The sequence below is a fragment of the Comamonas endophytica genome, assembly GCF_023634805.2.
Lineage (GTDB): Bacteria > Pseudomonadota > Gammaproteobacteria > Burkholderiales > Burkholderiaceae_C > Comamonas > Comamonas endophytica.
On record NZ_CP106881.1, the window covers coordinates 361,560 to 379,403 of the forward strand.

At 68.0% G+C, this 17,844-nt stretch carries 14 protein-coding genes and 1 tRNA gene; 6 read left to right on the forward strand and 9 right to left on the reverse strand.

What is annotated here, in order from left to right; genetic code table 11:
- Window positions 1-27: 27 nt before the first annotated feature.
- Window positions 28-1,689, reverse strand: coding sequence for an energy-dependent translational throttle protein EttA (gene ettA / locus M9799_RS01590; RefSeq protein ID WP_231042664.1), 1,662 nt, complete (start codon window positions 1,687-1,689; stop codon window positions 28-30).
- Between the two features lie 253 nt (window positions 1,690-1,942).
- On the opposite strand from ettA, the gene M9799_RS01595 reads away from it, so the two are divergent.
- The 3 genes from M9799_RS01595 to M9799_RS01605 all read left to right on the forward strand — a co-directional run bounded on the left by M9799_RS01595 (window position 1,943) and on the right by M9799_RS01605 (window position 6,763).
- Window positions 1,943-3,766: a DEAD/DEAH box helicase gene (locus M9799_RS01595; RefSeq protein WP_231042665.1), complete on the forward strand. Its 1,824-nt coding sequence runs from the start codon at window positions 1,943-1,945 to the stop codon at window positions 3,764-3,766.
- Window positions 3,767-3,932: 166 nt separating this feature from the next.
- Window positions 3,933-5,717, forward strand: coding sequence for a M14 family metallopeptidase (locus M9799_RS01600; RefSeq protein ID WP_231042666.1), 1,785 nt, complete (start codon window positions 3,933-3,935; stop codon window positions 5,715-5,717).
- Between the two features lie 14 nt (window positions 5,718-5,731).
- Window positions 5,732-6,763: a patatin-like phospholipase family protein gene (locus M9799_RS01605; protein WP_231042667.1), complete on the forward strand. Its 1,032-nt coding sequence runs from the start codon at window positions 5,732-5,734 to the stop codon at window positions 6,761-6,763.
- Window positions 6,764-6,774: 11 nt separating this feature from the next.
- Here M9799_RS01605 and M9799_RS01610 read toward each other — a convergent pair.
- Both M9799_RS01610 and M9799_RS01615 read right to left on the reverse strand, forming a co-directional pair.
- Window positions 6,775-6,851 (reverse strand) — tRNA-Arg (locus M9799_RS01610).
- A gap of 97 nt (window positions 6,852-6,948) precedes the next feature.
- Entirely contained in the window at window positions 6,949-7,884 is a 936-nt protein-coding gene (locus M9799_RS01615) for a LysR family transcriptional regulator (RefSeq protein ID WP_231042668.1), read from the reverse strand.
- A 112-nt stretch (window positions 7,885-7,996) separates the two neighbouring features.
- Between M9799_RS01615 and M9799_RS01620 the strand changes: the two genes are divergently transcribed.
- Window positions 7,997-9,004 carry a bile acid:sodium symporter family protein gene (locus M9799_RS01620; RefSeq protein ID WP_231042669.1) on the forward strand — a complete coding sequence of 336 codons (1,008 nt, stop codon included), beginning with the start codon at window positions 7,997-7,999 and terminating at the stop codon, window positions 9,002-9,004.
- A gap of 66 nt (window positions 9,005-9,070) precedes the next feature.
- Here the strand turns inward: M9799_RS01620 and M9799_RS01625 are convergent, their stop codons facing one another.
- The 4 genes from M9799_RS01625 to M9799_RS01640 form a co-directional block, all read right to left on the reverse strand.
- Entirely contained in the window at window positions 9,071-9,736 is a 666-nt protein-coding gene (locus M9799_RS01625; protein WP_231042670.1) for a methionine ABC transporter permease, read from the reverse strand.
- Window positions 9,737-9,739: 3 nt separating this feature from the next.
- A complete protein-coding gene (locus tag M9799_RS01630; RefSeq protein WP_231042671.1) occupies window positions 9,740-10,783 on the reverse strand; it encodes a methionine ABC transporter ATP-binding protein in 1,044 nt (347 codons plus the stop codon).
- Between the two features lie 253 nt (window positions 10,784-11,036).
- A complete protein-coding gene (gene gudD / locus M9799_RS01635) occupies window positions 11,037-12,383 on the reverse strand; it encodes a glucarate dehydratase (protein WP_231042672.1) in 1,347 nt (448 codons plus the stop codon).
- Between the two features lie 70 nt (window positions 12,384-12,453).
- Window positions 12,454-13,434, reverse strand: a complete 981-nt coding sequence (locus tag M9799_RS01640) for a Bug family tripartite tricarboxylate transporter substrate binding protein (RefSeq protein ID WP_377007038.1) — start codon at window positions 13,432-13,434, stop codon at window positions 12,454-12,456.
- A 267-nt stretch (window positions 13,435-13,701) separates the two neighbouring features.
- Between M9799_RS01640 and M9799_RS01645 the strand changes: the two genes are divergently transcribed.
- Window positions 13,702-14,706, forward strand: a complete 1,005-nt coding sequence (locus M9799_RS01645) for a LacI family DNA-binding transcriptional regulator (protein WP_377007040.1) — start codon at window positions 13,702-13,704, stop codon at window positions 14,704-14,706.
- Window positions 14,707-14,711: 5 nt separating this feature from the next.
- Here M9799_RS01645 and M9799_RS01650 read toward each other — a convergent pair whose 3' ends face one another.
- Together M9799_RS01650 and M9799_RS01655 are read right to left on the reverse strand one after the other, a co-directional pair.
- Window positions 14,712-15,698: a tripartite tricarboxylate transporter substrate binding protein gene (locus M9799_RS01650; RefSeq protein ID WP_231042674.1), complete on the reverse strand. Its 987-nt coding sequence runs from the start codon at window positions 15,696-15,698 to the stop codon at window positions 14,712-14,714.
- Window positions 15,699-15,727: 29 nt separating this feature from the next.
- A complete protein-coding gene (locus M9799_RS01655) occupies window positions 15,728-16,825 on the reverse strand; it encodes a mandelate racemase/muconate lactonizing enzyme family protein (protein WP_231042675.1) in 1,098 nt (365 codons plus the stop codon).
- Between the two features lie 70 nt (window positions 16,826-16,895).
- Here M9799_RS01655 and M9799_RS01660 point away from each other — a divergent pair, with 70 nt between their 5' ends.
- Window positions 16,896-17,804 (forward strand): LysR family transcriptional regulator, encoded by a 909-nt coding sequence (locus M9799_RS01660; protein WP_231042676.1) that lies wholly within the window; start codon window positions 16,896-16,898, stop codon window positions 17,802-17,804.
- Window positions 17,805-17,844: the final 40 nt, after the last annotated feature.

Consider the following 17,844-nt stretch of genomic DNA (forward strand, 5'->3'; position numbering starts at 1 on the left):
GAGCCTGCGCTGGCGCAGACTGCCGGATTACTTCAACGCTTTAAAACGCATCCGCTTCGGCTTGGCCCCCTCTTCACCCAACCGGCGCTTCTTGTCCGCCTCATATTCCTGGTAGTTGCCATCGAAGAACACCCACTGCGAGTCGCCTTCGGCGGCCAGGATGTGCGTCGCGATGCGGTCGAGGAACCAGCGGTCGTGGGAGATGACCATGACGGTGCCCGCGTATTCCAGCAGCGCGTCTTCCAGCGCGCGCAGGGTTTCCACGTCCAGGTCGTTCGAGGGCTCGTCGAGCAGCAGCACGTTGCCGCCCTGGATCAGCGTCTTGGCCAGGTGCAGGCGGCCGCGTTCACCGCCGGAGAGGTTGCCGACCTTCTTCTGCTGGTCCTGGCCGTTGAAGTTGAAGCGGCCCGCGTACGCGCGCGAAGCCATCTGGAACTTGCCGACGTTGATGATGTCGAGACCGCCGGAGATGTCCTCCCAGACGGTCTTCTCGTCGGCCAGCGCGTCGCGCGACTGGTCGACGAAGGCCATCTTGACGGTCTGGCCGATGTCCACCGTGCCGCTGTCGGGCTGCTCCTTGCCGGCGATCAGCTTGAACAGCGTGGATTTACCCGCGCCGTTCGGGCCGATGATGCCGACGATCGCGCCGGCGGGAATGTTCATGCTCAGGTTGTCGATCAGCACGCGGTCGCCGAAGCTCTTGGTGACGTTGCTGAACTCGATGACCTTGCTGCCCAGGCGCTCGGCCACAGGAATGAAGATTTCCTGCGTTTCGTTGCGCTGCTGGTATTCGTAGTCGCTCAGCTCCTCGAAGCGCGCGATACGCGCCTTGGACTTGGCCTGGCGGCCCTTGGAGTTCTGGCGCACCCACTCCAGTTCCTTCTTCAGGGCCTTGGCACGGGCTTCCTCGCCCTTGTGCTCGGCTTCGAGGCGGTTGCCCTTCTGGATCAGCCACTCGGAGTAGTTGCCCTTGTAGGGAATGCCATGGCCGCGGTCCAGTTCCAGGATCCACTCGGCGGCGTTGTCGAGGAAGTAGCGGTCGTGGGTGATGGCCACGACGGTGCCGGTGAAGCGGTGCAGGTACTGCTCGAGCCAGTCCACGGATTCGGCATCCAGGTGGTTGGTGGGTTCGTCGAGCAGCAGCATGTCGGGCTTGGACAGCAGCAGCTTGCACAGCGCCACGCGGCGCTTCTCGCCGCCCGAGAGCTTGCCGATCACGGCGTCCCAGGCCGGCAGGCGCAGCGCGTCGGCGGCGATCTCCAGCTGGTGCTCGGAGTCGGTGCCGGCCGCGGCAATGATGGCTTCCATCTCGCCCTGCTCGGTGGCCAGCGCGTCGAAGTCGGCATCTTCCTCGGCGTAGGCGGCGTAGATTTCATCCAGGCGCTGGCGCGCGCGGTTGACGTCGGCCAACGCTTCCTCGACGGCTTCGCGCACGGTGTGCTCGGGGTTGAGCTGGGGCTCCTGGGGCAGGTAGCCGATGGACAGGCCGGCCATGGGGATGGCTTCGCCTTCGATCTCCTTGTCCACACCTGCCATGATCTTCAGCAGGGAGGACTTTCCGGAGCCGTTGAGGCCCAGCACGCCAATCTTTGCGCCCGGGAAAAAGCTGAGAGAAACGTCCTTCAAGATCTGCCGCTTGGGCGGCACGGTCTTGGTGACATGGTTCATCGAAAAAACGTATTGGGCCATGGATTTGTCTGTGGATTCTTCAAAAACTGGGCAACAAAATCGTTGCACGCCAACCATGATTATCGGCGCATGCGACAATACCCCCCAGTTGCGGGCTCCAGTTGCCCGCAACATCAGCATTCCAGCTGGGGACAATGGACGCAGTGCCGGGCTCCCATCTTTGAACCTCATCCGCCTAGGACTGGCGGCAACCGCCCAAGGTTGCCATGACAGGCTGATACCCCTCGCGCCCAGGATGGGCGCACCTGACCACATGACATTTGAAGAACTGAATCTGGCTCCCGCCATCCTGAAGGCTGTGCTCGAGCAGGGCTACGACACGCCCACGCCCATCCAGGCCAAGGCCATTCCGGCCGTGCTGCAGGGCCAGGACCTGCTGGCCGGCGCGCAGACCGGCACCGGCAAGACCGCCGCGTTTGCGCTGCCCATGCTCAATCGCCTGATCGATAGCGACAGCGCGACCAGCAAGTTCGGCAACAAGGGCGTGCGGGCGCTGATTCTCACGCCGACGCGCGAACTCGCGGCGCAGGTGGAGGAGTCGGTGCGCGCCTATTCGAAGTATCTCGATGGCATCAGTTCCACCGTGATCTTCGGCGGCGTGGGCATGAACCCGCAGATCGACCGCATCAAGCGCGGCGTCGACATCCTGGTGGCCACGCCGGGCCGCCTGCTGGACCTGCAGCAGCAGGGCTTCCTCGATCTGTCCACCGTGCAGATCCTGATCCTGGACGAAGCCGACCGCATGCTGGACATGGGTTTCATCCATGACGTGAAGAAGGTCTTGGCCCTGGTGCCGAAGAACAAGCAGAGCCTGCTGTTCTCCGCCACGTTCAGCGACGAGATCCGCGAACTCGCCAACTCGCTGCTGAAGAACCCGCAGAGCATCCAGGTCACGCCCAGCAACACGACGGTGCAGCGCATCACGCAGGTCATCCACCCCGTGGGCCGCGGCAAGAAGAAGCAGGCGCTGCTGCACATCATTCAGGAGCATGACTGGAGCCAGGTCCTGGTGTTCACGCGCACCAAGTTCGGCGCCAACAACGTGGCCGAGTTCCTCACCAAGAACGGCGTCAGCGCCATGGCGCTGCACGGCAACAAGAGCCAGAGCGCGCGCACCCAGGCGCTGGCCGGCTTCAAGAGCGGCGACATCCGCGCGCTCGTGGCCACCGACATCGCGGCGCGCGGCATCGACATCGACGAGCTGCCCCACGTTGTCAACTACGAAATCCCCAACGTCTCCGAAGACTACGTGCACCGCATCGGCCGCACGGGCCGCGCCGGCCGCGAGGGCCATGCCGTGAGCATGGTCTGCATGGACGAGGAAGGCTTCATGATGGACATCGAGCGCTTCACCAAGCAGGAGATTCCGGTGCAGGTGCTCGAGGGCTTCGGCCCCGAGGAAGGCGAGAAGGCCGAGCCCATCGCCATGGGCCGCCAGACCATCTGGGGCGGCGCGGGCAAGCCGCCCAGCCGTGACGTGATGCAGGCGGCCGCCAAGGCCGCGCGCACCGAGATGATGGAACGCATCCGCGCCAACAAGCCCGCCGCGGGCGAACGCGGCGGCAAGCCCCAGGGCGACGGCCCCCGGGGCAATGGTGGCGGCAAGGGCCGCGGTGCCGCGCAGGGCAACGGCGAAGGCCGTGGCCCCGGCAATGGCGCGCGCAACGCCAACGGCCCGCGTGGCGCCGGTGGCCGTGGCGCGGGTCCCCGCGGTGCGGGTCCGCGCCAGGGCGGGCAAGGCTTTGGCGGCGAACGCCATGACGAGCACCGCAGCCCGCGTCCGGCACGCGAAGGCGGCGCGTCCCGCTTCGACGACCAGCCCCCACGCGCCAATGCGCACCTGGGTACCCAGCTGGGCCGCCCGGTGACCCCGCGTGGCAGCTCGGCCGGCGGCCAGCCCGACCCCATGCGCACCAGCGTCGACAGCATGGCCGATCGCGGCCGCCGCGGCGGCGGTTTCCGCAGCGGCGGTGGCGGCGGTGGCAGCGGTGGCTTTGGCGGCGGGCGCAGCGGCGGTGGCGGTGGCTTCGGCGGCGGTGGCCGCAATGGCGGCGGCCGCGGCGGCTTCAACCGCTGAGTCCGGCGCGCCGGGGCGTGGCTGACATGCCGCCGCGCCCCTCCCCTGTGCGGTTGCAGGGAAAACGGTCTGCGCTGACAAAATCGCAGGGCTTGAGCGGGTACCATCCGTGCACCTCAGATGTCCGCCCACGCGGGCGGCTTTGCGAACACAAAGGCCTCCTCACATGCAACCGCACCCCGCTTTTTCCGGCCGGTCGAACGGCGCTCCGCAGTTCGGCTGGACCTTGCGTCTCTCGGCCATCGCCATGGCCGCGCTGCTGGCGGCTTGCAGCAGTACCCCGCTTCCTCCCTGGCCCGGCACGGCGATCGGCAGCCACGTTCCTGCCCGCGCCCCCGTGCCCTCTCCCGTGCCTGCGCCCATCGCTTCCCCCACCATCACACCGGTGCCGGAACAGTCCCCGGTCGCTGCGCAGGCGGCAGTGCGCCCGGCGGAACCCTTGCCCTACAGCGCCGGGGTCGCCGCACGCTTTCCCGAGCCTTCGGTGCGCTATGAAACGCCCGGGCTCGAGACCGGCCGCAGCACCTTCACCACCCAGAGCGAGATCGGCCAGTGGCTGCGCGATATCGCCAGCAAGTCACTGGGCAGCGGCACGCTGCTGGGCCTGGTCACGGCCGGCACCTCGCAGCGCGGCGAGACCATCCATGCGCTGGTGGCCACGCGCGCCGGCAGCATCGAGCCGCGCGCGCTGGACGCGCTCGACCGCCCCACGGTGCTGCTGGTGGCGCAGCAGCGCGGCGACGAGCCCGCGGGCAGCGAGGCGCTGCTGGTCGTGGCGCGCGAGCTCGCGCCCGGCGGCCTGCTCGAGCCGCTGCTGGCGCGCATCAACGTCGTCGTGGTGCCGCGCGCCAATCCCGATGGCGCCGCCAGCGGGCAGCGCAGCACCGCCAACGGCATCGAAATGACGCACGACCACCTGCTGCTGCGCACGCCCGAAGCCCGGGCCATCGCCGCGCTGGTGCGCGACTACCGCCCGACGGTGGTGGTCGATGCGGGTGAGTTCGATGCGGCCGGCCCCTACCTGAAGAAATACCAGGCGCTGCAGCGCCCCGACGTGCAGCTGCAGTACGCAGGCACCGCCAATCAGCACGAGATCATCACCAAGGCCGCGCGCGAATGGGTGCAGGAGCCGATGAGCGCCGCGCTGAGGGATGCGCAGCTGAGCAGCGACTGGTATGCGACCACGGCCACCGATCCCCAGTCGATGGTGATGTCCATGGGCTCGATCGCGCCCGACACACTGAGCAATTCCAACGCGCTGCGCAATGCGCTGGGCCTGACGGTGCGCACGCGCGGCGTGGGCATCGGCCGCGCCCAGCTGCAGCGGCGCGTGCATGGCCAGGTCGTGGCCATCAGCAGCGCGCTGCGCAGCACGGCCGACCGTGCTTCGGAGCTGGCGCAGGTGCAGTCCTTCGTGCGCCGCGACATCGCCTCGATGGCCTGCCGCCAGCAGATGCTGGTGCAGGCGCAGCAGACCCCGGAGCAGCGCGAAGTCGTCATGCTGCAACCCGAGACCGGCGCCGACTACACGGTGCGCGTCGACTGGAACTCTTCGCTGGCGCTGCGCCCGCTGGCCTCGCGCGTGCGCCCCTGCGGCTACTGGCTTGCCGCGGAAGCCACGCAGGCAGCCGAGCGCCTGGAACAGCTGGGAGTGCAGGTGCTGCGCGTGGCCGAAGGCGCGCCGCTGATCGCCGACAATTTCACGCCCTCGCCCAATGCCGCGATGCCGGCTGGCGGCACGGTGCGCCGCGTGCAGGTCATCCCCACGCGCGGCGGCATCGAGGCCGGGCCTGGCAGCTACTACGTACCGATGAACCAGCCCGCGGCGCATCTGGCGGCGGCCGCGCTCGAGCCCGATACGGACTTCAGCTTCTTTGCCCACCATCTGATCGGCAACCTGGGGGATGTGGCCCGCGTCATGGCGAAGCCGGCGCTGGTCTTCGAGGAATGAACGGAAATCGCTGAATGCTTGTGAAATCCTTCGTGCGTCCGCTGGCATGCCTTGCGCTGGCCGGGCTGGCCGCCTGCGGCAGCGCGCCCAAGACCGAGACCGCAGCGGCCCCTGTCTCCGCGCCGGTGCCCGCGCCCGCGCGTGTGAGCATCGGGCTGGCGCTGGGCGGCGGCGCGGCCAAGGGCTTTGCACATATCGGTGTGATCAAGATGCTGGAAGCCAACGGCCTCACGCCGGCCTTCGTGGCGGGCACCAGCGCCGGCAGCGTGGTGGGCGCGCTGTATGCGAGCGGCATGGATGCGTTCGCGCTGCAGGAAAAGGCCGTGGGCCTGGATGAAGCCAGCATCCGCGACCTGCAGTTCTCCTCGGGGGGCCTGGTCAAGGGCCAGAAGCTCGAGGACTATGTGAACGAGCAGGTGCAGCGGCGGCCGCTGGAAAAGCTGGCGAAGCCCTTTGTGGCCGTTGCGACGCGGCTGGAAGACGGCGAGCGCACGGTGTTCGGGCGCGGCAATACCGGCCAGGCGGTGCGCGCGTCGAGCAGCGTTCCCGGCGTATTCCAGCCGGTGGGCATCGGCAAATACCACTATGTCGATGGCGGCGTGGTCAGCCCGGTGCCGGTGGACGCGGCGCGCCAGCTGGGCGCCGATCTGGTGGTCGCCGTCGATATCTCGAGCCGTCCGCGCGGCCAGTCACCGTCCGACATGCTGGGCACGCTGGGTCAGTCGATAGACATCATGGGCCAGAAGCTCGGGCAGGCGGAACTGGCGCGCGCCGACATCGTCATCCGTCCCAAGGTGCTGGACATCGGCGCGGCCGACTTCACGCAGCGCGCCAGCGCGATCCTGGAAGGCGAGAAGGCGGCACTGGCCGCCATGCCGCAGATCCGCGCGCGGGTCGCGCAGCTGCAGGCCGAGCGCGCGCAGGCGGCGCAGGCGGCCCAGCGAAAAGCCGCCGAGGCGCAATACCAGGCATGCCTGGAGAACCGCAGCCGGCTGCAGAAGATCTCGGGAATGGTGGGCTTGGGCGATCCCTGCACGCCGCCGTGAGGGAGGTGAAGTGGTGCGGCGTACTGGAATCGAACCAGTGACCCACAGCTTAGAAGGCTGTTGCTCTATCCAACTGAGCTAACGCCACCACGTTTTTGATTGGCGCAGTGCATGAAGTCACCGTCCAGGGGCCATATCATACCCGCGCCGCCGCCCTCCCCGGCCAAAACGCCGCTGCAAGCCTCTCAGGTGCGCGCCGGCGCCTCGCTCCGGGGCAGCTCGCTGGCTCGTGCCTGGGCCACATTGCGCACCAGGTCCCATACGCGCTGCACCACGGGCGCGAGCCGGCGGTGGCGCCGGTGCACGAGCATGATCTGCCGCTCCACGGCGGGAAGCAGCAGACGGTGCACCAGGCCTGCACCGGCCAGGCCCTGCTCCGACACCGCCAGCCGCGGCACCACCGCCACGCCCAGCCCGGCCTGCACCATGCTGAAGATGGTCGTGGTGTGGCCCACCTCCTGAACCACCTGGCAGTCGGGCGCATATTGCTCGAGCACGCGGTCGATAAGCCGGCGGCTGCCCGAGGCATGGTCGAGCAATACCAGCGGATGGCCGGCCAGATCGCGCCATTGCACCGCGGGCAGCCGCGCCAGCGCGTGGTCCGCGGGACAGACCAGGCAGAACGGCTCCGAGAGAATGGCCTCGCAATGCAGGTCCTCGGGATCGGTGGGCTCGATGACCACGCCGAAGTCGACCTCGCCCGCGCGCACGCTGTCGAGCGCACCCTGCTGGATGCGGTCGAGCAGCTGCAGCTGCAGGCCCGGGTGCTGCTGCGCGCAGCGCGCGATGCATTCGGGCATCAGATGCGCGGACAGCGTGGGGCTGCTGGCCACGCGCACCCGGCCGTGCGGCTGCGTCGCCAGGCCGCGCACTTCCAGCAGCGCCGCATCCAGTTCCTCGAGCACGCGCCCCACCCGCCCCTGCAGCATGCGGCCCGCGTCGCTCAGCTCCACCTCGCGCGTGCTGCGGTGCAGCAACTGCAGGCCGAGCTGCTGCTCGAGGTCGGTGATGCTGCGGCTCACGGCCGGCTGCGTCAGGCCCACGGCCTCGCCAGCACGGCTGAAGTTCTGCTGTTGCGCCACGGCGAGGAACACGCGCAGCTGGCGCAGGGTGATATTCATGACTGAAAAGTATAGAACAATCAAATAAATACATTTCACTTTTGAATGCAGATGCATTCCAATCGGCGCCTTGACCGCGCGCACTGCGCATTGCAACTCCTGAAAGCCTGGCATGGCCCGACCCCGATTCCTTCCCGACAACTTCACCCTGATGCTGCTGGGCACCGTACTGCTGTCCAGCTTCCTGCCCGTGTATGGCGAAGCCGCGCGCGTGCTCGAATACATCACGGTGGGCGTGATCTTCTTCCTGTTCTTCCTGCATGGCGCCAAGCTCTCGCGCCAGGCCATCTGGGCCGGCATCAGCCACTGGCGCCTGCATCTGGTAGTCACGGCCATCACCTTCGTCATCTTCCCGGTGCTGGGCTGGGCCCTGCGCCCGCTGCTCGCTCCTCTGCTGGGGCCCGACCTGTACCTGGGCGTGCTGTTCCTGTGCACCCTGCCCGCCACCGTGCAGTCGGCCGTGACGCTGACAGCCATCGCGCGCGGCAACATGCCCGCCGCCATCTGCAGCGCCTCGGGCTCGACGCTGATGGGGATCGTCATCACGCCGCTGCTGGTCGGCCTGCTGCTGTCGCAGACCGCCACCAGCAGCGACCCGCTGCAGGCCATGGGCCGCATTGCCATGCAGCTGCTGCTGCCCTTCGCGCTGGGCCACTTCCTGCGGCCCTGGGTCTCGCCCTTCCTGACGCGCCACGCCAAGCGACTCAAGGGCCTGGACCAGAGCTCGATCCTGCTGGTGGTGTATTCGGCCTTCAGCGCCTCCGTCGTGGCCGGTCTGTGGAGCCGCATTCCGCTGGCGGCGCTGGCCGCGCTGGTGCTGGTCTGCGCGCTGCTGCTGGCGATCTCCATGGGCCTGAGCGCCTGGCTCGCGCGGCGCTTTGGCTTTTCCAAGGAAGACGAGATCACCATCGTGTTCTGCGGCGCGCAAAAGAGCCTGGTCAGCGGCGTGCCGATGGCCAAGGTGCTGTTCGCGCCCAGCGTCATGGGCGGCATCGTGCTGCCGCTGATGATCTTCCATCCGCTGCAGCTGATGGTCTCGGCCTGGGTGGCAGGCCGCTATGCGCAACGCCCCCAGGATGCGGCGCTGCCCGCCGAAGGCGCGGCTCCGGCAAAGGCCTGATCCGCAAGGCCAAAAGCAAAAAGGGAGGCCGCGGCCTCCCTTTTTCCATGGCGCCGGCGCGCTCGTTCAGCGGTGGCTCAGGCGGCGCACCGCCCAGTCGCCCAGGCTCTGGATGGCCTGCACGAAGAAGATCAGCACGATCACCACCGCCAGCATCACGTCGGGCAGGAAGCGCTGGTAGCCATAGCGGATGCCCAGGTCGCCCAGGCCGCCGCCGCCGATGGCGCCGGCCATGGCCGAGTAGCCGGTCAGGCTCACGAAGCTGATGGTCAGGCCGGCGACGATGCCCGGCAGCGCCTCGGGCAGCAGCACCTTCCAGACGATCTGGCTGGTGGTGGCGCCCATGGCCTGCGCGGCTTCGACCAGGCCGTGGTCGACTTCGCGCAATGCCGTCTCGACCAGGCGCGCGACGAAAGGCGCGGCGGCCAGCGTCAGCGGCACGACGGCGGCGAAGGTGCCGATCGACGAGCCGGTGATCAGCCGCGTCAGCGGAATGATCGCCACCAGCAGGATGATGAAGGGCGTGGAGCGCACGGCGTTGACGATCCAGCCCACGGTCTTGTTCAGCGGGCCGTTCTCCAGCACGCCGCCGCGGTCCGTGAGGCGCAGGAACACGCCCAGCGGAATGCCCAGCAGGCCGCCGACCAAGCCGGAGATGCCGACCATGACCATGGTCTCCCAGAGCGAGACGGCAAACAGCTCCAGCATCATTTCAGAAAAATTCTCGAACATCGCTCACCCCTCGATCTGCACGGATTCCACCTGGACGCCCGCGGCGCGCAGGTGCGCAATGGCGGCCTGGAGCTGCGCGGCATCGCCGCTCGCAAACACCGCCAGCGAGCCGAAGGTCTGCTCCTGGATCTCGTCGATCTGGCCATGCAGGATGCTCAGGTCCAGGCCGAAGTCGCGGATCATCTGCGACAGGATCGGCTGGTAGGCGCTCTCGCCCGCGTACGACAGGCGCAGCAGCTGGCCCGCGCCGCCATCGAGGCCCTCCGCCAGCGTGCGCACGCGCGCCAGCACGCTGGCGGGCAGCTCCTGGGGCACGATCTCGTCGATCAGGCTCTTGGTGATGGGCTGCTGCGGCCGCGTGAACACATCGAGCACCGGGCCGATCTCCGCGATGCGGCCGGCGTCGATGACCGCCACGCGGTCGGCGATCTGCTTGATGACCTGCATCTGGTGCGTGATCAGCACCACCGTCAGGCCCAGCTCGCGGTTGACCTTGCGCAGCAGCTCCAGGATGGAGCGCGTGGTTTCGGGGTCGAGCGCCGAGGTCGCCTCGTCGCTCAGCAGCACCTTGGGGTTGCTGGCCAGCGCACGCGCAATGCCCACGCGCTGTTTTTGCCCGCCCGAGATCTGCGCCGGGTAGCGGTCGCGCAGCGCGGTGAGGCCCACCAGCTCGAGCAGCGGCTCGACGCGCTCGCGGATTTCCTGCTTGGACATGCCGACGAGTTCGAGCGGCAGCGCCGCGTTGTCGAACACCGTGCGCGAGGACAGGAGGTTGAAATGCTGGAACACCATGCCGATGTCGCGGCGCGCGGCGCGCAGTTCGGCGTCATTGAGTTTCGTCAGGTCGCGGCCGTTGACGATGACCTTGCCATGGGTGGGACGGTTGAGCAGGTTGATGCAGCGCACCAGCGAGCTCTTGCCCGCGCCGCTGCGCCCGATGATGCCGAACACCTCGCCCGGCTGGATGTGCAGGTCGATGCCGCGCAAGGCCTCGACCGGGCCGCTCGGGCCCTGGTAGATCTGGGATAGCCCCCGAATGTCGATCATGAATAAGCTTTGGCGCAGCAGCCGGCCCCGGGCCTGCATCTGCGCGCATTGAGGAAAAGGAAAAGCGCCCGCGCAGGAGACCTGCGCAGGCGATCAAATTCAACCGGAATGGCGTCTCTCGCCAGTCGGTGCAAACCCTAAACTATGCCTCAAATTGTGACAGACGGCAGGCAGCGTGCCTATGGCCCTGCGCACGCCTCCTGGCGCCCCGGGCAGGTGTTTGCGGCGCCCCCTTGCGCGCAGGCGCCGGAGTTCAACGGACCATGCAGGGGCGTTTGTTGTCGAACTGCCAGTTCGGCACCAGATACTGCATGGCCATCGCATCGTCGCGCGCGCCCAGCCCATGCTGCAGATACAGCTGGTGGGCACGTTCCACGGCTTCCATGTCGAGCTCGATGCCCAGGCCGCCGCGCTGGGGCAGCTCGATGTAGCCGTTCTCGATCTGCAGCGGGTTCTTGGTGAGGTACTGGCCGTCCTGCCAGATCCAGTGGGTGTCGATGGCCGTGACGCGGCCGGGAGCGGCCGCGCCCACATGGGTGAACATGGCCAGCGAGATGTCGAAATGGTTGTTGGAGTGCGAACCCCAGGTCAGGCCGAAGGCCTGGCACAGCTGGGCCACGCGCACCGAGCCGGCCATGGTCCAGAAATGCGGGTCGGCCAGCGGAATGTCCACGGACTGCAGCGACAGCGAATGCGCCATCTGGCGCCAGTCGGTGGCGACCATGTTGGTGGCGGTGGGCAAGCCCGTGGCGCGGCGGAATTCGGCCATCACCTCGCGGCCGGAGAAACCGCCTTCGGCGCCGCAGGGGTCTTCGGCATAGGCCAGCACGCCATGCATGTCGCGCATCAGGCGGATCGCGTCCTTGAGAAGCCAGCCGCCGTTCGGATCGAGCGTCACGCGCGCCTTCGGGAAGCGCTCGTGCAGCGCGCGGATGGCTTCGACCTCTTCCTCGCCGCGCAGCACGCCGCCCTTGAGCTTGAAGTCCTCGAAGCCATAGCGCGCATGGGCGGCTTCGGCCAGGCGCACGATGGCTTCGGGCGTCATGGCCTTTTCATGGCGCAGACGCAGCCAGTCGTCCGAAGCGCCTGGGTCCGTCTGGTAGGGCAGATCCGTCAGCGAACGGTCGCCCACATAGAACAGGTAGCCCAGCATCTGCACCGAAGTGCGCTGCACGCCTTCGCCCAGCAGCGCCGCGACCGGCACGCCCAGGTGCTGCCCCAGCAGATCCAGCAGCGCCGATTCCGCGGCCGTGACGGCGTGGATCGCGATGCGCAGGTCAAAGGTCTGCAGTCCGCGGCCGCCGCTGTCGCGGCTCTCGAACGTGGTGCGCATCGCGTTGAGCACGGCGTTGTAGTTGCCCACGGGCTGGCCAACGATCAGCGCGCGCGCGTCTTCCAGCGTCTGGCGGATCTTCTCGCCGCCGGGCACCTCGCCGACGCCGGTGTTGCCGGCGCTGTCGGTGAGCACCAGCAGGTTGCGCGTGAAGAACGGCGCGTGCGCTCCGCTCAGATTCATTAGCATGCTGTCATGGCCGGCGACGGGAATGACGCGCAGTTCGGTGACCGTGGGAGAGGAAGTACTAGCGTGCGAGAGAGCCATATCAAACGAATTCCGAAAAAGTGAATCGGCCTGGAGCGGGTCCAGGCCATAGTGTGCAGCAGGCGCAGGATCAGTTGGCGGTGATGCCGCCGGTCTCGATCACCTGCTTCCAGCGCGCGTATTCCTTGGCCTGGAACTGGGTGAACTCCTCGGGGCTGTTGGCCACCACTTCCAGGCCGACATCGGTGAACTGCTTGGTCAGCGCCGGGTCGCGCAAGGCCTTCATGAGGCCACCGTGCAGCTGGGCCTTGACGTCCGCGGGCAGGTTCTTCGGCGCGGCAATGCCTTGCCAGGAATAGACCTCCACACCCTGGATTCCAGCTTCCGCCGTGGTGGGCACGTCAGGCAGCACGGGCGAGCGCCTGGTGCCGGTCACGGCGATGGCCTTGAGCTTGCCGGCCTTGATGTGCTGGAAGACCGAGTTCACGTTCTGGAAGGACATGTCCACCTGGCCGCCCAGCAGATCGGTGATAGCCGGCGCGCCGCCCTTGTAGGGCACATGCAGGCCCTTGGTGCCGCTCTTTTGCCAGAACAGCTCGGCCGTGAGGTGGTCCGACGAGCCGGCGCCCGACGTGGCAAAGCTCACCTGGCCAGGCCGCGCTTTCAGCATCGCAACGACATCCTGCAGGTTGTTGACCTTGGGCGCCAGATGGGGGTTCACCACCAGTACATTGGGGGTCTGCACGGCAATGGTGAGATAGCTGAAGTCCTTGAGCGGATCGTAGGGCAGGCCTTTCATCAGATGCGGCGCCACGACAAAGGGCGCCAGCGAGGACACGAGCAGCGTGTAGCCATCGGCAGGCGCGCGGGCCACCTGGGCGGCGCCGATGCTGCCAGTGGCGCCGGCCTTGTTTTCCACTACGAAGGTCTGCTTGAACTGCGTGCCCAGATGGTTGCTCACGGCGCGTGCAATGGTGTCGGTGGCACCGCCTGCAGGGAACGGCACGATCACGTTGACGGACTTGTCGGGCCAGGCGAATGCGGGGGTTGCCAGACCCATGCCGGCAAGCGCCAGGCAAAGGGCTGTGGCTGCGGTCTTGATAGCTTTCATGCGTGTCTCCCAGGTGTGCCCAAGCGTATACAAAGCATCGCTGCGGCGTTTTAAAAATGACAGGTATCGTTAACAAATCGCCATCTTCTGATTGTTAACGTGAACATTCCCGTTCGAATCGGTGTTAACCCTTGCCCTGGCGCATTCCGCAGGGCAGCGCCAGAAAATGGGAGCCGCGGTGAACTACCTACAATCGCGCCAGCGCCTCGCCTCGCGATGCTCACGACATCGTGCCGCCGCTGCCCTATGCATCCGCCCTCAACAGGAATGAACTTGTCCAAGAAGCCCGCCACCGTGCAAGACGTCGCCCAGCTCGCGGGCGTTTCCGCGATGACGGTATCGCGCGTGCTCAACGCGCCCGGGAAGGTGGCGCCGGAAACTTTGGAGCGGGTGCGCCACGCGGTCGATGCGCTTGGCTATGTGCCCAATGCCATGGCCAGCGGCCTGCGCATGGCGCGAGCGCGCATGGTGGCGGCGCTGCTGCCCACGCTGGTCGGGCCGGTGTTCCAGGAGCTGGTGGAGTCGCTGGCCGAGTCGCTCAAGCGCAGCGGCTACCAGCTGATGATCGGCCAGGCGGGATACGACGCGACGCGCGAGGAGGAGGAGCTGATCAGGGCGCTGATCCAGCGCCGCCCGGACGGCATCGTGCTGGTCGGCAAGGTATCGTCCGCAGGCGCGCGCAGCGCCCTGCTCGCCTCGCGCATTCCTGTCGTGGAGACCTGGGACTTCACCGACGACCCGGTCGACATGCTGGTCGGCTTCTCGCACGTGGCCATTGGCGAATCGGTGGCCGACTTCCTGCATGCGCGCGGGCACCGGCACGTGGCGATCATCACCGGCGACGATGCACGTGCGCGGGCGCGCGCCGAGGCCTTCATCCGCCGCTCCAACGCCCTGGGCGCGCTGTCGGCCCGATGCTTCTACACCCGCGCGCCCAGCACCCTGGGTGCGGGACGCAAGGGCCTGGCCGCGCTGCTGCAGGACGCGGCGGATATCTCCGGCGTGTTCTGCAGCTCGGACAGCCTGGCGCTGGGCGCGCTGATCGAGGCCCAGCACCAGGGATTGCAGGTGCCGAAGCAGCTGGCCATCGTCGGCATGGGGGACCAGAGCTTCGCGCAGGATGCACAGCCGGCGTTGACCACCGTGCGGCTGGACGGCACGCGCATCGGCGAGATCGCGGCCGAGCTGACGATGGCGCGCGCCGAGGGGCGCCCCGTCGACAGCCCGATCGTCGATGTGGGCTTTCACCTGGTGGTCAGGGACAGCACCTGAGGCGCTCACTCCGGCCGGATATTGCCCTTGCGTATGACTTCGGTCCACTTCGCGGTTTCGCTCTGGATGCGCTGCGCGAACTCGGCCGGCGTGCTGCCCACGGGCTCGAAACCCATGGCCTTGAGCCGTGCCTGCATCTCGCCCTGGCGGATCGATGCGCGCAAGGCCCGGCTGATCCTGTCGACCGCGGCCGCGGGGATGCCCCTGGGCGCCACCAGCCCGAAGATCGGCATGATGTCGACCCCGGGCAGCCCGGCTTCGGCAAAGGTTGGTACCTCGGGCAGCAGCGCCGAGCGCCTGGGGCCCGTCACCGCCAGCGCGCGCAGCTTGCCGGCCTTGATGTGCTCGGCCAGCGTTGGCACCGTGGCAAACGCGAACTGCACCTGGCCGCCCAGCAGGTCGGTGATGACGGTGCCGCCGCCCTTGTAGGGCACGTGCACGACTTTCAGGCCGGCTTGCTGCGCCAGCTGCTCGCCCGCCAGGTGCGGGCCGCTGCCCACCCCTGCCGAGCCGTAGGCCAGCGTGTCCGGCTCGGCCTTGGCCTTGGCAATGAAGCCCGCCAGGTCCCTGGCCGCAACCGAGGGATGGGTCACCAGCACGAACTGCGCGCTGGCGATCAGCGTGATCGGCGTGAAGTCCCTTTGCGTGTCGTAGTTCAGGCGTGCGCCGAGCAACCCGGGATTGATGGTGAAAGTGCTGTCGACCATGCCCAGCGTGTAGCCATCGGGCTCGGCCTGGGCCAGCGCGCGCGTGCCGATGGTCGTGCCGCCGCCGCCCTTGTTGTCGGCGATGAAGGCCTGGCCCAGCGCCTGCTGCAGCGCCTGGCCCGCGAGGCGGCCCAGCGTGTCGGTGGCGGCGCCTGCGGGATAGGGAACGATGATGCGCACGGTCTTGTCCGGGTAGCTGCCGCTGTTGGCCAAAACCCAGGGCGAGGCGCTGCCCAGCGCAAGCGCGGCTGCCTGCTGGATGAAAGTGCGGCGGTTTTTGTGCATGCTTGTCTCCTCTTTGAATTCCGTGGCGCTCAATGCGCGAAGTTGCCCTGGGCCAGCGCGGCTTCGGGGTCGGCGCCCAGGCCCGGGCCGTCCGGCACCTGCAGCCAGCCGCGCTCGATGGGCACGCTGCGGCCATAGGGCACATGGGCCAGTTCCACATACAGGCGCTCGATCGACACCTCGGCCTGCTGCGCGGCAATCAGGTGCAGGCTGGCCAGGAAACCCGGCCCGAAGAACGCGACCTGCGGAGCGCAGGTCACGCCCGTACCTTCGCAGGCCCGCGCGATGTCCCAGGCGGCCGTGAGGCCCAGCTTGATCACGCTGGGCTGCACGTACTGCACGCAGGCGCTTTCCACCATGCGCTGCAGCGCCAGCGCGCAGCTGGCGTTCTCGCCCACCGCCAGCGGCACGGGCACGCGCTGGCGCAGCTCTGCCAGCGCGTGGTCGTTCTCAGGAGGCCAGATCGGCTCCTCGATCCAGAACGGCTCGTAGGGCAGCATTTCGGTGATCGCCGCTTCGGCCTCGTGCGGCAGCCAGGCGCAATTGGTGTCGACCATGACCGGAATATCTGGACCCACGGCCCGGCGCACCGCGGCCAGCGCCGGCGCGGTGCGCTCGTGCAGCTTGATCTCGGTGTAGCCCTCGGCCAGCGCGCGCTGGCTCACCTGCTCGAGCAAGGTGGCATCGGCGTAGTACTGCAGCAGCGAGGCATAGACGCGCACCCGGTCGCGGCGCTTGCCGCCCAGCAGCTCGTGCAGGGGCACGCCGGCGCGCTTGGCGCGCAGGTCCCAGAGGGCGATGTCCAGGCCTGCAAGCGCATGCACCACGGGCCCGGAGCGGCCCAGGTTGTGCAGCGTGCGCTGCATGGAAGGCAGCAGCGCCACGTCGTCGGCCCGCCGGCCGCAGGCCAGGGGTGCGATCAGCGTCTCGAAGATGGCCTGCAGCGCGCGTGGCTCCACGCAATAGGACTCGCCCCAGGCCACGGTGCCATCCTCGGTCTCTACACGCACCAGCGCGCTGTCGAGCTTGTTGCGCGGGCGGCCGGCAAACAGCGGCGGATCGCTCCAGTGGTGGAACGGCAGGCGCATGGGAATGCAGGTGACGGAAGCGATGGTGTTGGATGACATGGCGCCTATTCTTCGCGCGCCGTAGCCTATGGTCAAATAGCTAAAAACACTCATTCCATATGAATTCGATATGTTGAGCCGCCGGGAACTGCTGCTGCTGCGCGCGATGTACCAACAGGGCACCGTGACGGCCGCGGCCCACTCCATCCACATGACCCAGCCTGCGGCCAGCGCGCTGCTCAAGGACATGGAAACGCGCCTGGGCTTCGCGCTGTTCAGCCGCGAGCACCGGCGCCTGCATCTGACGAGCCAGGGGCGCGCGCTGATTCCCGAGGTGCTCAATGCGCTGTCGGGCATGGAGTCGGTGGACCGGCTGGCCAGCGACATCCGCCGCGGCGCCTCGGACCGGCTCAGCGTGGGCGCGGTGGCCGTCGCGGCCTCGATGCTGCTGCCCCAGGCGCTGCTTGGCGTGCGACGCGCCTATCCGCATGTGACCTTCACGGTGCGCGCTGGCTCGGGGCTGGAGATCATCGAGATGGCCGTCGACCACCGCATCGACCTGGGTATCGTGATCGGCGCCTCGGCGCCCAATGAGCGGGTGCACAAGGAAGCGCTGGCCGCGGTGAGCCTGTTTGCCATCTTCCACCCGGACCATCCGCTGGCCGAGGCGCGGTCAGTTACGCTGGCGCAGGTGGCGGCGCTCGGCCTGATCGCGCTGTCGCCCGCCCTGCCCGCAGGCCTGGCCACGCAGCGGGCCTTCGAGGGCCAGGGGCTGGACTACCGCCCGTTGCTGGAAGTCGCGCAGTCCTTCACCGCCTGCGAGCTCGCGGGCCAGCAGCTGGGCGTGGCGGTGGTGGAATCGCTGGGTGCGCGCTATGCGCAGCGCATGGGGCTGGTGGCGCGCCATCTGCTGACCATGCATGATGCCGCGCTGTCGCTGGTAAGCCCGCGCGACCGGCCGCTGGAAGGGCCCAGCCTGTGCCTGCGCGATGCACTGCGCGAGGCAGTGCGCGGGCTGGGGGTGGTGGCTGGCGCGTAACGGTGCGCGAACGCTGGGGGGCTTTGCCCCCTTCGGGCAG

What these genes read in the sequence shown, in the direction of transcription:
- M9799_RS01630 (WP_231042671.1), bottom strand. Translation starts at nt 10,783, where the DNA reads ATGATCGACATTCGGGGGCTATCCCAGATCTACCAGGGCCCGAGCGGC.
- ettA (WP_231042664.1), bottom strand. Translation starts at nt 1,689, where the DNA reads ATGGCCCAATACGTTTTTTCGATGAACCATGTCACCAAGACCGTGCCG.
- gudD (WP_231042672.1), bottom strand. Translation starts at nt 12,383, where the DNA reads ATGGCTCTCTCGCACGCTAGTACTTCCTCTCCCACGGTCACCGAACTG.
- M9799_RS01660 (WP_231042676.1), top strand. Translation starts at nt 16,896, where the DNA reads ATGTTGAGCCGCCGGGAACTGCTGCTGCTGCGCGCGATGTACCAACAG.
- M9799_RS01605 (WP_231042667.1), top strand. Translation starts at nt 5,732, where the DNA reads ATGCTTGTGAAATCCTTCGTGCGTCCGCTGGCATGCCTTGCGCTGGCC.
- M9799_RS01655 (WP_231042675.1), bottom strand. Translation starts at nt 16,825, where the DNA reads ATGTCATCCAACACCATCGCTTCCGTCACCTGCATTCCCATGCGCCTG.
- M9799_RS01620 (WP_231042669.1), top strand. Translation starts at nt 7,997, where the DNA reads ATGGCCCGACCCCGATTCCTTCCCGACAACTTCACCCTGATGCTGCTG.
- M9799_RS01650 (WP_231042674.1), bottom strand. Translation starts at nt 15,698, where the DNA reads ATGCACAAAAACCGCCGCACTTTCATCCAGCAGGCAGCCGCGCTTGCG.
- M9799_RS01625 (WP_231042670.1), bottom strand. Translation starts at nt 9,736, where the DNA reads ATGTTCGAGAATTTTTCTGAAATGATGCTGGAGCTGTTTGCCGTCTCG.
- M9799_RS01595 (WP_231042665.1), top strand. Translation starts at nt 1,943, where the DNA reads ATGACATTTGAAGAACTGAATCTGGCTCCCGCCATCCTGAAGGCTGTG.
- M9799_RS01600 (WP_231042666.1), top strand. Translation starts at nt 3,933, where the DNA reads ATGCAACCGCACCCCGCTTTTTCCGGCCGGTCGAACGGCGCTCCGCAG.
- M9799_RS01640 (WP_377007038.1), bottom strand. Translation starts at nt 13,434, where the DNA reads ATGAAAGCTATCAAGACCGCAGCCACAGCCCTTTGCCTGGCGCTTGCC.
- M9799_RS01645 (WP_377007040.1), top strand. Translation starts at nt 13,702, where the DNA reads ATGAACTTGTCCAAGAAGCCCGCCACCGTGCAAGACGTCGCCCAGCTC.
- M9799_RS01615 (WP_231042668.1), bottom strand. Translation starts at nt 7,884, where the DNA reads ATGAATATCACCCTGCGCCAGCTGCGCGTGTTCCTCGCCGTGGCGCAA.